Genomic DNA, 13,064 nt, shown 5'->3' on the forward strand with positions numbered 1-13,064 from the left:
AGTTCTATTTGATGACACAACGTAAAATTTTGATCACAAGCGCCCTGCCATACGCCAACGGCCCTATCCATTTAGGCCATTTATTGGAATATATTCAGACCGACATCTGGTCGCGTTTTCAAAAAGCGCGCGGTCATCAATGTTATTACGTCTGTGCTGACGACGCGCACGGTACCCCAATTATGCTCAAAGCGCAGCAACTGGGTTTAACGCCTGAGCAAATGATTGCACAAACCTCTGTTGAACATCAGGCTGATTTTAAAGAGTTTTTAATCGACTTTGATAACTACCACAGCACTCACAGTGATGAAAACCGTGTTTTTGCCAGTGAAATTTATCAAAAACTCGATGCCGGTGGTTATATCAAACGCAAAACCATCAGCCAGCTGTTTGACCCGGAAAAACAAATGTTTTTACCGGACCGTTTTGTCAAAGGCGATTGCCCTAAATGTGGTGCTTTGGATCAAAACGGCGACAGCTGCGACTCCTGCGGCGCCACTTACAGCCCGACTGAACTGAAAAACCCACGTTCAGTGGTGTCAGGCGCCACGCCGGTGTTAAAAGATTCCGAACACTATTTCTTTGATTTACCTGCCTTTGAACAAATGTTGCAGGACTGGACCCGTGGCGGTTCGTTGCAAAGTGAAATGGCGAATAAACTGCAGGAATGGTTTAAAGAAGGCCTGCAGCAGTGGGATATCAGCCGCGACGCGCCTTATTTTGGTTTTGAAATTCCAGGTGCACCAGGCAAGTTTTTTTACGTTTGGTTGGATGCGCCAATCGGCTATCTGGCGAGTTTTAAAAACCTTTGTGATAAAACCGGTATCAACTTCGACGACTTCTGGAAACTCGATTCTGACGCTGAGGTGTATCACTTTATCGGCAAAGACATTATTTATTTCCACAGTTTATTCTGGCCAGCCATGCTGGACGGCGCCGGTTACCGCAAACCAAGCAGCGTTTTTGCCCATGGTTTTGTTACTGTCAACGGCGCCAAAATGTCGAAATCGCGTGGCACCTTTATTAAAGCCCGTACTTATCTGGATAACTTAAACCCTGAGTATCTGCGGTATTATTTTGCCTCAAAACTCACCTCAGGCATTGTTGATCTGGATTTAAACCTCGAAGACTTTTCGCAAAAAGTGAATGCCGATTTAGTGGGTAAAGTGGTCAATATCGCCAGCCGCTGCGCCAGCTTTATCAGCAAAAAATTCGACAGCACTTTATCTTCCGACATCGCCGAGCCTGAGCTGCTGGCAGAATTTGTGGCTCAAGGTGAAAGTATTGCCGCTTCATTTGAACAACGGGAATATGCCCGTGCTATCCGCGACATTATGGCGCTGGCTGATAAAGCCAATCAGTATATTGACGCTAAAGCGCCATGGGTGCTGGCCAAAGATGAAAGCAAACAAGTTGAAACCCATCAGGTTTGTTCTATGGGCATCAATCTGTTCCGCGTGCTGATGCATTATTTAAAACCCGTGCTGCCGGCCATGGCCGCTGAAGTAGAAGCCTTTTTAAATATTCAACTGCGCTGGGACAATTACCAAAACGCTTTGGTGAATCACCGCATTAAGACTTTTAAAGCTTTGATGCAGCGGGTTGATCCGCTGAAAGTACAAGCCATGGTGGACGCGTCCAAAGAAAATTTACAAACAGCTGAGCCTGCAAAAGCTGCAAGCAAAACTGCGGTAAAAGCTGACGGCAAAGCCGACGAGAAAAATGCAAAAACAGCTGATGCAGCAGGATATGAGCCGTTAGCGCCGATGATTCAGTTTGATGATTTTGCCAAACTCGATTTGCGGGTTGCCCGTATTGTCAGTGCTGAGCATGTGGAAGGCGCGGATAAACTGGTGAAACTGCAACTGGATTTAGGTTTTGAAAACCGTCAGGTATTTGCTGGTATTAAATCAGCTTACGACCCTGCCGATTTAGTCGGTCGGTTAACTGTGATGGTCGCCAATCTGGCGCCACGCAAAATGCGCTTTGGTATGTCCGAAGGCATGGTGATGGCGGCAGGCCCTGGTGGCGCAGATATTTTCCTGCTCACGCCGGATGATGGTGCTACACCTGGCATGCAGGTGAAGTAACTAAGCTTGATATAAAGCAAATAATCACCAGAGCCAATTCTATAGCTAAAAAGTAAGTTGTATACCCAAAATTATTGACGTTGCAGGTAGGCGACAAGTAAGCGAATCTCCAGGAGCATAGTTGTACTATGTGACTGGGGTGAGCGAACGAAGGCAACAACCCTGCGGCTTCAAGGATGAAGGGTATAGCGTAAGGACAGCAGATGTCTGCCACAATCCGCTCATTTTCTTCGTTATACCTCGCCACTTTACTGATGGTATTGGCGGCCGGTTTACTGACTACTTATCTGGGTTTACGCCTGGCGGCTATTGACGTTTCCAAAATATGGATTGGCGCCATGATGTCAGCTTATTACCTTGGGCTGGTGGCGGGTTCTAAAATTGGCCACAGGTTAATAGCCAGAGTTGGCCATATCCGGGCTTTTGTGGCGACGGCGGGTATTGTCACTGCGTCGGCGTTGGGCCATGCATTGATTGACGATTTAAACGTCTGGTTATTGCTGCGGCTGGTGGTTGGTATTTGTATGATGTGCCAGTACATGGTGCTGGAAAGCTGGTTAAACGAACAGGCCGACAGTAAAAACCGCGGCACTGTGTTCGCAAGTTACATGATTGTCTCTTATTTAGGTTTGGTGCTTGGTCAGGGCGCGATGAGTTTAAACCCTGAACTGACGATAAAACCTTTGTTATTAGTGGCGATTTGTTTTGCGCTTTGTATCGTACCCTTGGCATTGACCCGTCGTATTCACCCGCAACCTATGCGCCCTGCACCGCTGAAGATTAAAGCTTTTTGGCTCAAAGTGCCGCAGTCGCTCACCACCATTGCTATGGCGGGCATGATAGTGGGTTCTTTTTATGGTTTAGCCCCTGCTTTTGCCGCAGCTCAGGGTATGAATACCGAACAGGTTGCCGCTTATATGGCAACTACAGTGGTCGCTGGTTTATTAGCACAGTGGCCTATGGGTAAATTGTCAGACAGAATAAGACGTTCGCGCCTTATTCGCACCAATACAGTGATCTTAGGTGTATTGGTGCTGGCCATCGCTTTGTTGCCTTTGTCCGGTTACGTACAACTGGCCTTTACCTTTTGTTTTGGCATTCTGGCTTTTACTTTGTATCCGCTGGCCACTGCAATGGCCAATCAACATATTGAACAAGATGAACGGGTTGCACTTTCTGCCACCATTTTATTAACCTTTGGTTTAGGCGCCAGTACCGGCCCTTTAATTGCGTCGGCTTTTATGCAGTTTGGCGGCAGCCGGATGTTATACGCTTTTATGGCACTGGTCGCTGCCCTGCTGTTTTTGCGGTTAACTCAGGTAAATTATCAACAGAAACAACAGGATAAATCGCAACCAAAAGATTATGTGATGGCATCAGGTGACTTGGTTTCGTCGCCATTGGCAGCAGCATTGGACCCAAGGGTGGATCAGGCCACTGCCCAGCAACAGCTGATGGCCGAGCCACAAACACCGGTTGTTGAACCTGGTCAGGGTGTGCAGCAGGAAATGATGTTTGAATACCATGCTGCAGCCAGAGCTGCGCAGAATTCAGCAGATTCAGCTGCAACAACAGCAACTGATCCCGGCGGTGTTGAAGCTGATGCAGCGATGATTGCAGAGCAACAAGGTAAGCCTGCTGACCACAACAATACAAAACCTCAGTAAATACATCAAAACATCATCTTCCCGGAGTGTCAGCCCTATTGTGGGCTGATACTCATGGACAGATGCTTAACACCAGTTTGCCGACAACAGCGTTATTCGCCAGCAGCTGATGGGCTTTGTCAGCCTCTCGCCAGTCAAAGCTTTGCGCTATCAGCGGGCGGAGTGCACCTGTTGACAAGTGCCCGCCAAAACGCTGTAAAAAAGTCTGACAAAGTGCCGTTTTGTAACTATCAGTGCGGTTGCGAAGTGTTGAACAAATCAGCTGGCCGCGTTTTTTAAACATCAACGCCAAATCAAAAGCCGGAACCTGCCTGCCGCCCATCATCGCCAGCACCACAATACGACCATCGAGCGCCAATAATTGCAAATCTTTGGGGATATAATCCCCTGCCACAGGGTCGACAATAACGTTAAAACCTTGCGGCACTAGAGCTTTGAGCTCAGCAGAAAAATCAGCATTTTTGTAATTAATACAAAAATCAGCACCCAGTGCTTTGCAGGCAGCGGCTTTTTCATCTGATCCAACCGTCACAGCAACAGTGGCGTTCATTGTTTTGGCCAGACGGATGGCGGCAGTACCAACACCGCTGGCGCCGGCATGAATAAGCACAGCGCCGCCTGCAGAAAGGCCGCCGAGCTCAACCATGGCCTGATAAGCCGTTAAAAACACTTCGGCTGTGCCTGCCGCCTGTAAAGCGCTGATCCCATCCGGACGCTGTAAAATATGGCCTTTATGCAACAGCGTATATTCGGCATAACCACCACCAGGTACTAAACCAAATACTTCCTGGCCCAGCCAATGTTGCTGACTGTTATCACCAACAGCGACCACAGTGCCGGCAACTTCTAAACCGAGAATGGGGCTTTCCCCAGGTGGTGGCGGATAAATACCGGCCCTCTGGGCTAAATCTGCTCTGTTAATGCCGGCAGCAGCCACTTTGACCAGCACTTGATCCGCTGAAGGCACCGGCAGTGGCAACTCAACAAATTTGAGTGTGCTGTCTGGCCCCGGATGTTCTACATCTATGGCACTCATGGTTTTGGGTAGTGATATGTTGTTGGATAACAAAGTTGTGGCAGCTAAATGTGGCATAGAGCATCCTTTTATTCTGCTTTTATACAGCAGCTTTTTTGCGGTTATGCAGAGCAATAGTTTTAACATAAGGGCTTAAACCACAAACTCCAAGCAAAACACCAGGCAAGAACAGAAGTTTTGCTTTAGCTTTATACTTTTCGTGCTTAAAATGCGCCTCTTTTATTTTCAGGTGGATATCCCAACATGACAGCCAGCATCATTTTACAAAGCGACCGCGACAAATCGTTAAAACGCCGCCATCCATGGGTGTTTTCACAAGCAGTCAAGCAGGTGCATGGCACTCCCAATTCAGGAGACACTGTGGATATCCTGACCGAAGATGGCAAATTTGTTGCCCGCGGTGCTTATTCGCCCAATTCACAAATCCGCGCCCGAGTCTGGACCTTTGATCAAAACGAACTTATTGATGTAGAATTTTTCCAGCGCCGCATTCAGCAAGCCTGGTTTTTGCGCCAGCAACTGTTTGATTTAAACCAAACCAACGGGATCCGGGTGGTGGCTGCTGAGTCTGATGGTTTACCTGGTGTGACTGTTGATTTATACGCCGATGTGCTGGTTTGTCAGCTGTTAAGCGCCGGCGCTGAGCGTCAACGCAAACACATAGTAGCTGCGCTGAAACAGCTGTTTGATGGTTACAGTATTTATGAACGTTCTGATGTGGACGTGCGTAAAAAAGAAGGTTTAGAACCACGCACCGGCTGGTTACATTTGCCGCGCGAAAGCGGTGAAGTCACCATCAAAGAAAATGGCCTGAATATTCTGGTGGACGTCATCAATGGCCATAAAACCGGTTTTTATCTCGATCAACGCGACAGCCGTGCCGCCGCTGGCCGTTATGCCAAAGGTAAAACTGTACTGAACTGTTTTAGCTACACCGGCACCTTTGGTCTGTCGGTATTAGCAGGTGGCGCCACTCATGTGACCAATGCCGATTTATCTGATCTGGCGCTCGCAACAGCAGAGCGCAATATGGAACTGAATCAGCTGGATTTATCCAAAGCCACTATGACCAAAGCCGACGTGTTTAAACTGCTGCGCCAATATAAAGAAGAAGGCAAACAGTTTGATATGGTGATTTTAGATCCACCAAAGTTTGCCGAAAACAAAACCCAGTTGGTCGGTGCCTGCCGGGGTTATAAAGATATTAACCGTGTTGCTATGCAAATTGTGAAACCAGGTGGTTTGTTATTAACCTTCTCCTGCTCTGGTCTTATGGAAGAAAGTTTGTTCCAAAAAGTGGTAGCAGACGCAGCCCTTGATGCCAACCGTGGCTGTTTATTTATTGAAAGGTTAAGCCAGGCGAAAGACCACCCTATTGCCAGTTTTTACCCTGAAGGCCATTATTTAAAAGGTCTGGTTTGTATTATTCAATAAGTCAGTATTTTCAATAACAGGGCTGGTGTTGCGCTTTAGCACCAGCCTAACGTCCCACTGCGATACACATCTTTATTCCTTTTGTTGCTTCTGACTTTTGCCAGCTTTTTTCATCCGGGGCAAAACATTAAATTCATTAACTTTTGCTGGTTGTCATGGCTCGACTTGGTTACCATCAGCCTGTTGTTGTTTCAGTCTTGCCAACACAGGCAAAATCCATTCAAACAGGAGTTTTTATGCGTTTATTATTGGCCGCTGTTGCCCTCTCCACCAGTTTTGCAAGTCAGGCTGCCTGGCAGCTGAGCCCTGAACAATCCCAACTGCGTTTTGTGTCGGTAAAAAACGGGACTGTGGCTGAAGTACACAAGTTCAGCCAACTGTCGGGCAATTGGGCTGATGATGGCAAAGTTTCCATTCAAATTCCGGTGGCAACTTTAGATACCATGATCCCAATCCGTAACGAGCGCATGCTGGAGCATGTATTGAATGCTAAAAGCTTCCCGCACATCAGCGCCAGTGCCCGGATTGAACCAAAACTGCTGTCTGATTTAACAGTAGGCGCCAGTATGCAGCACAGCACTGAGCTGAGCCTGACGTTGCTGGATAAAAGTCAGACTTTGCCGGTGCAGCTGACGCTGACCAAACTAGCTAACGACAAAATTCAGGCAACAACCACAGCGCCTGTGCTGGTGAACAGCGCGGCCTTCCAGTTAGACACCGGAGTGCGTAAATTGCAGGAAATCGCCAAGCTGAACGACATCAGCCTGTTGGTACCAGTCACTTTCCATGTGGAATTTAAACGCAACTAAAAGCGGCAATTCTCTAAACGCCTGAATAAACGGCAGAAAAAAAAGACAAGATGAACCTTGTCTTTTTTTATTTTAAATCAGCAACCTGAGATAAAAACTGGGTTTTATTAAACCTATATTAAAACAGTATTAAAACAATAAATGCGCCATACCAGCTATCACCGGCAACGTTACTAAAGTACGCAGCAGGAATATCAGCAACAAATCCCATAAAGTGACCGGAATTTTACTGCCAAGTAACAAAGCGCCCACTTCAGACATATAAATCAGCTGAGTCACTGACAAAGCAGCAATCACAAAACGGGTCATGTCACTGGGCACTTCGGCAATAAGAATCGACGGCACAAACATATCGGCAAAACCCACCATCACAGCTTTAGAAGCGTCCACCGCAAAAGGAATTTGCAAAAGCTCAAATAAAGGCACAAAAGGTGCGCCAAGCCAGCTAAAAACAGGCGTGTACTCGGCAACCATTAAAGCGCAGGTGCCAACCGCCATAATCACAGGCAATACACCAAACAACATGTCCAATACAGTTTCAACACCCTCACGCGCCGTTGCTTTGACACCAGGCGCCATACTGGCCCTGTGTAAACCATGGGAAAATGCCCGGCGCCAGACCGATGTCTGGTTAAAGTGGCCACCTTCGGCTTTCATATGATCAAAACCATCAATAAAAGTGTCAGGTTTACCACGAAGTGGTGGCAGATAAGGCAACACTATTGCGGCAACAATACCCGCAAGACAAATGGTGCCATAAAATGGCACAAACATATGCTCAAGCTTCACCTGCCCCAGCACCACTAAACAAAAAGTCACTGAAACCGCAGAAAAAGTAGTGCCAATCACCGCAGCTTCGCGCGCTGTGTAAAAACCTGCTTCGTATTGTTTGCTGGTCAGCAGAATACCCACACTGCCATCACCGAGCCAGGAAGCGATACAATCCACAGCCGAGCGGCCAGGCAAACGGAACACCGGCCGCATTATTTTGGTCATCAGGGTGCCAATCATTTCCAGCAAACCAAAATTCAGCAGCAAAGGCAAAAACAAACCGGCAAACACAAAAACACACAAAAGCACCGGCAATAAGTCGTTAAATACTAAACCGCCGGTCGCGCTGCTATGAATGGCGTTGGGTCCAATGGCAAAAAGCGTGGCAAGAATAAACACTGCGCCTGTGAGGCGCACCCATAACCAGACGGGCGCTGGTTTAAACAATTTTTGCCAGACATGATGTTGCATAAAAGCCGCTGGCTTCACAAAGGTCCATAGGGTCAATAAAGCTGAGCTACTGACAATAGTTGCCAAAATCCAGGGCATCATCGCTGCCAAACTGGTTTTTAGCCAATTGGCCAGCACAGCCACCGGAATGGTCAGGCCTTTTTCTGCCGGAATAGGCGTCATAAACAAAAATAGCCCGAGCGCCGAGGGCACAGATAAAACGGCGAAATTACGCCAGCTGAAATAATTAGTTGTGGTGTTGGCTGACATCTTTTATCGATAGAACAAGATTAAAAGTGCGGCAAGGGTAAAGGCTTTAGGCTGAACTGTCATCCAGAAAAAACGTACAAACACTGTGAATGCTGATTTTTTAACTTCTTCCCGTCACGGATATAAGTAGTGAAACTCATACTTTATAGTAGCGATAACAAGTAAATTACTGGAAAAAAACCAATAAAAACAGTTAATTCATTTCAATAAAAAGCAAACCCAACAGATATAAGTCTTCACTTTCCTGTGCACAACGCACCACTTTAGCATGAGCATCTAATGGCGCCACACTGGCGTTATTGGAATCAAGCCGTACATGCAACATCATGCCCATTTCCAGCGGTTCATCCACCTCAACCGACATGCCTGTTGCACTTAAGTCACGGCAAATACCGTCAAGCTCACGGCCTGACTCCGGATCGTTAATCAGGATCTGCACGTCACAATTAATCATCATCCTAAAATAATTGCGTTTGTCATTTCTGCTCAGCATACAATCCCCGGGCTTTTTTTAGGCTCTGCATTGTTATAATGCCAATAAGGCTCAGTGTAAAGGCAATAATCCGGCACTGTCAGGCCGCAATGAAAGCAAATAAGTCTGTCTGTTATTTCAGCTCCTGCACCGCCAGCAATACCCTTTTACCGGAAATTGGGTAAGGTGTGCCCAACTGCTGCGCGAATAACGACACTTTGAGCTCTTCCAGCATCCAACGAATGGCTTCCACCTCTGCCGGTATTGGCTTACCGGCAAATTTGCCCAACAGATTTTTATAAGCGTCTTCAGCTTTTTGATACTCGTGCATCATTAATCTGTCACGTTGTGGATCCACCGGCAGTTTCTCCAGCCGTTTTTGTAAGGCCAGCAAATAACGACGGACATCATCCAGCTTTGCCGCGCCATGTGCCGACACAAAACCTTTAAATAACAAGGTATCAAGCTGTTGTTTAATATCAGCATTGGCATAAGCCAGGGCTAAATCCAGCCGGCCGCGCAGCCTTTTCGAAATATCATGGCCAATGGTCAGAATTTGTTCGACTTTCAGCGCAATTTGCAGCACTGTGTCGCCAATCTCAGCGCGTACTTTGTCACGAAGCTGCACAAAATCCTGCTGATTTTGTGGCCATGGCTGAATTGCGATGAGCTGGTCGACACCCGCAGCAATACAATCATCAATCAGCTCCAGCACTTTGCCAAAAGGATTAAAATACAAACCCAGCTTGGCTTTATTGGGCAATGAATCCTGCAAATACTTCACCGGTGACGGAATATTTAAAAGCACTAAACGACGAAGGCCCAGTTTTGACAAAGCAGCAGCTTGCTCTGGGTTATCCAGCAATTTGACCGACACACTGTGCTTATCATCCACCAAAGCCGGAAAAGCTTTGATCTGATAACCACTTTGCACCTTGATATATTCGCGTGGCAGCTCGCCAAAACTCCATTCAGTGAGTTTGTCCTGCTCTATACCCTGCTCGGCCACTGCACTCAGGCTTTGTTGTACCTTGCCCTGCAGTTCTTGTTTTAACAAAGCTAAAGAGCGGCCTTGTTTCAGGGTATTGCCTTTATCGTCCACCACTTTAAAGTTAAATTTTAAGTGCGCGTCAAGCAGGCTAAGCTCCCAACTTTCATCGGGGATAGTGACGCCGCTCATGCGTTTTAAACGTTGTGCCACGACTTGCAATAAAGGCCCATCGCCTGGTTGAATGGTTTGCATCAGCGCATCGGCATAATTAGGCGCCGGCACAAAGTTACGGCGTAGGCTTTTCGGTAAAGATTTTATCAGCGCTACTAACAGTTCATGCCGAAGGCCAGGAATAAGCCAGTCAAAACCTTCATCTTTAAGCTGATTCAGCAAAGTTAAAGGCACTATCAGGCTAACCCCATCATCAGGCGCACCAGGTGAAAAATGATATTCCAGCGGCAATGTTAAATTATCCTGACACCAAATCTCCGGATAACTGTCGGCGGTAATGCTGTCGGCATTGTGTTTACGCAGCTGCTCTGGGTCAAAATTCAGATAAGTGGCATCTTTTTGTTTTTGTTGTCGCCACCATTTTTGAAAATCAATGCGGTTATTTGCCCAAAGCGGTATTTTTTCAGCGTAAAAACCGGCCAGGGTGTCTTCATCCACCAGAATGTCACGCCGTCTGGATTTGTCTTCAAGTTCAGTGACTTCGTTAATCAGCCGTTCGTTAAAACTTAAAAAAGCTTCATTCAGACCAAGCTCCTGATTCACCAGCGCTTCGCGGATGAACAGCTGATGACAAAGCGCTTCATCAATTTTGCTGTACAGCACCGGTCTTTTGGCAACAATAATCAGGCCATATAAAGTCACTTGCTCATAAGCAATCACGGCACCGCGTTTTTTCTCCCAGTGCGGCTCGGCATAACTGCGGTTTACCAGATGCTGTGCCAGCGGCTCTATCCACTCAGGCTCAATTTTGGCGAGAGTCCTGGCATATAAACGGCTGGTTTCCACCAACTCGGCGCTCATCACCCACTTCGGTTTTTTCTTAAATAAACCACTGCCAGGGAACACAAAAAAGCGGCTTTGCCTTGGCCCCATATAATCAGCTTCAGCATCACGCTGACCAATCTGGCCCAATAAACCGGTTAAAATGGCGCTGTGAATACTGTGATAATCGGCAGGCTCAGTATTGAGTTTGAGCTGCATTTCGTTACAAACCTGCGACAGCTGACCAAATAAATCCTGCCATTCACGCACTCTTAAATAGTTCAGCAATTCCATTTTGCACATCCGGCGGAACTGGTTGTTGCTGAGCGCTTCTTGTTGGTTTTGCAGATAATCCCACAGCTTTAACATCGACAAAAAGTCAGAATCAGGCTCGGTAAAGCGGCCATGCAGTTCATCCGCTTTTTGTTGTTTATCCAGTGGCCGCTCACGTGGATCCTGAATAGACAGTGCAGCCGTGATCACCAAAAGTTCGCGTAAAGCATTGGTGCCAGCCGCGGCCAGCACCATACGCGCCAGTTTTGGGTCGACCGGTAAACGGCTTAACTGTTGCCCCAGTGGCGCCAGTGCCAATTGGTCGCCGCGCCCGGGTTTTAACGCGCCCAGCTCTTCCAGTAAGCGAATACCATCGTTGATAAAACGGCTGTCTGGTTTTTGTAAAAACGGGAATTGCTGAATATCGCCCAAACCAAGCGCCAGCATTTGCAAAATAACGGAAGCAAGGTTGGTACGCAGAATTTCCGGATCGGTAAATTCCGGCCGGCTTAAAAAGTCTTCTTCACTGTAAAGCCGGATACAAATACCAGCCGCCACCCGACCACAACGGCCTTTACGCTGATTGGCGCTGGCCTGACTAATAGCTTCTATCGGCAGCTGCTGCACTTTAGAGCGGTAGCTGTAACGTGACAAACGTGCAGTACCAGGGTCTATCACATAACGGATACCAGGCACTGTTAACGAGGTTTCTGCCACGTTGGTGGCAAGCACAATACGACGGCCGGTGTGACTCTGGAAAATGCGGTTTTGTTCGCTGGCACTTAACCTGGCATATAACGGCAACACTTCAGTATGCGGCAGTTTGAGTTTATCCAGCGCATCAGCAGTGTCACGGATTTCCCTTTCACCATTTAAAAAAATCAGAATATCGCCTGGCGGCTCACGGTACAGCTCATGCACGGCGTCAAAAATGGCTTGCAGCTGATCGGCGTCTTTATCGTCGTTATCCATGGGGCTTCGGTAACGCACTTCCACCGGATAAGTGCGGCCCGACACTTCAATCACAGGAGCGTTGTTAAAGTGTTTGGAAAAACGCTGTGGGTCAATAGTGGCCGAGGTAATAATCAGTTTGAGATCGGGGCGACGTGGCAACAACTGCTTTAAATAACCCAGCAGAAAATCGATATTCAGACTGCGTTCGTGTGCTTCATCAATAATGATGGTGTCGTATTGATTTAAGAATCTGTCTTGTTGAATTTCGGCCAGCAAAATACCGTCTGTCATTAACTTAATATGCGAAAGTGGCGAGCTGTGGTCGCCAAAACGCACTTTATAACCCACCTGATTGCCAAGCTGGCATTGCAGCTCGTCAGCCAGGCGCTGCGCCACACTGCGCGCGGCTAAACGCCTTGGTTGGGTATGACCGATAAAACCTTCCACACCCCGGCCAAGCTCAAGGCAAATTTTCGGCAGCTGGGTGGTTTTACCCGAACCCGTTTCACCGGCAATAATCACCACCTGATGCGCTGCAATAGCAGCTTTTATATCTTCGCGCTTCGCAACCACGGGCAATTCAGGCGGATAAGTGATAGTTGGCAACGTGGCCAGACGTTGTAACTTGAGCGCAGCAGAGCGGTCTATATCAGCAGCAATTTTTTCCAGCACTTTGGGCAAAGCATCGACACTTAATTTTTCTGCGCCATGCAAACGTTTTTTCAGACCAAAACGGTCTTTTGGCATACAAGCGGCTAATTGGGAAAATAAAGCAGATACAGTTACAGCAGCAGTCAAAACAACGCCCTCACAGCAAAGAGGGCGTTATGCTAACAAGTTTCATTGAGGCAAAT

At 47.4% G+C, this 13,064-nt stretch carries 8 protein-coding genes; 4 read left to right on the forward strand and 4 right to left on the reverse strand.

From position 1 onward, the window contains the following. Positions 1-11: 11 nt before the first annotated feature. Together metG and RCH83_RS11255 are read left to right on the forward strand one after the other, a co-directional pair. A complete protein-coding gene (gene metG / locus RCH83_RS11250; RefSeq protein ID WP_306522051.1) occupies positions 12-2,090 on the forward strand; it encodes a methionine--tRNA ligase in 2,079 nt (692 codons plus the stop codon). Between the two features lie 203 nt (positions 2,091-2,293). Beyond that, the gene (locus RCH83_RS11255) at positions 2,294-3,757 is read left to right on the forward strand and encodes an MFS transporter (protein ID WP_306522053.1); all 1,464 of its coding nucleotides are present in this window, start codon (positions 2,294-2,296) and stop codon (positions 3,755-3,757) included. A 52-nt stretch (positions 3,758-3,809) separates the two neighbouring features. Here RCH83_RS11255 and RCH83_RS11260 read toward each other — a convergent pair whose 3' ends face one another. After that, positions 3,810-4,850, reverse strand: a complete 1,041-nt coding sequence (locus RCH83_RS11260) for an NAD(P)H-quinone oxidoreductase (RefSeq protein WP_306522055.1) — start codon at positions 4,848-4,850, stop codon at positions 3,810-3,812. A 186-nt stretch (positions 4,851-5,036) separates the two neighbouring features. On the opposite strand from RCH83_RS11260, the gene RCH83_RS11265 reads away from it, so the two are divergent. Both RCH83_RS11265 and RCH83_RS11270 read left to right on the forward strand, forming a co-directional pair. Then, positions 5,037-6,227: a class I SAM-dependent rRNA methyltransferase gene (locus tag RCH83_RS11265; RefSeq protein ID WP_306522057.1), complete on the forward strand. Its 1,191-nt coding sequence runs from the start codon at positions 5,037-5,039 to the stop codon at positions 6,225-6,227. Between the two features lie 236 nt (positions 6,228-6,463). Then, positions 6,464-7,036, forward strand: coding sequence for a YceI family protein (locus RCH83_RS11270; protein ID WP_306522059.1), 573 nt, complete (start codon positions 6,464-6,466; stop codon positions 7,034-7,036). A gap of 129 nt (positions 7,037-7,165) precedes the next feature. On the opposite strand, the gene RCH83_RS11275 is transcribed toward RCH83_RS11270, so the two are convergent. The 3 genes from RCH83_RS11275 to hrpA all read right to left on the reverse strand — a co-directional run bounded on the left by RCH83_RS11275 (position 7,166) and on the right by hrpA (position 13,008). Then, positions 7,166-8,440: a YjiH family protein gene (locus RCH83_RS11275; protein WP_306522062.1), complete on the reverse strand. Its 1,275-nt coding sequence runs from the start codon at positions 8,438-8,440 to the stop codon at positions 7,166-7,168. 280 nt (positions 8,441-8,720) lie between these two features. Continuing rightward, the gene (locus tag RCH83_RS11280) at positions 8,721-9,020 is read right to left on the reverse strand and encodes a PilZ domain-containing protein (RefSeq protein ID WP_306522064.1); all 300 of its coding nucleotides are present in this window, start codon (positions 9,018-9,020) and stop codon (positions 8,721-8,723) included. A 112-nt stretch (positions 9,021-9,132) separates the two neighbouring features. Further along, entirely contained in the window at positions 9,133-13,008 is a 3,876-nt protein-coding gene (gene hrpA, locus RCH83_RS11285) for an ATP-dependent RNA helicase HrpA (protein ID WP_306522066.1), read from the reverse strand. Between the last annotated feature and the right edge of the window lie 56 nt (positions 13,009-13,064).

Origin of the sequence: Rheinheimera sp. (genome assembly GCF_030824435.1) — a bacterium.
Taxonomy (GTDB): Bacteria; Pseudomonadota; Gammaproteobacteria; order Enterobacterales; family Alteromonadaceae; genus Pararheinheimera.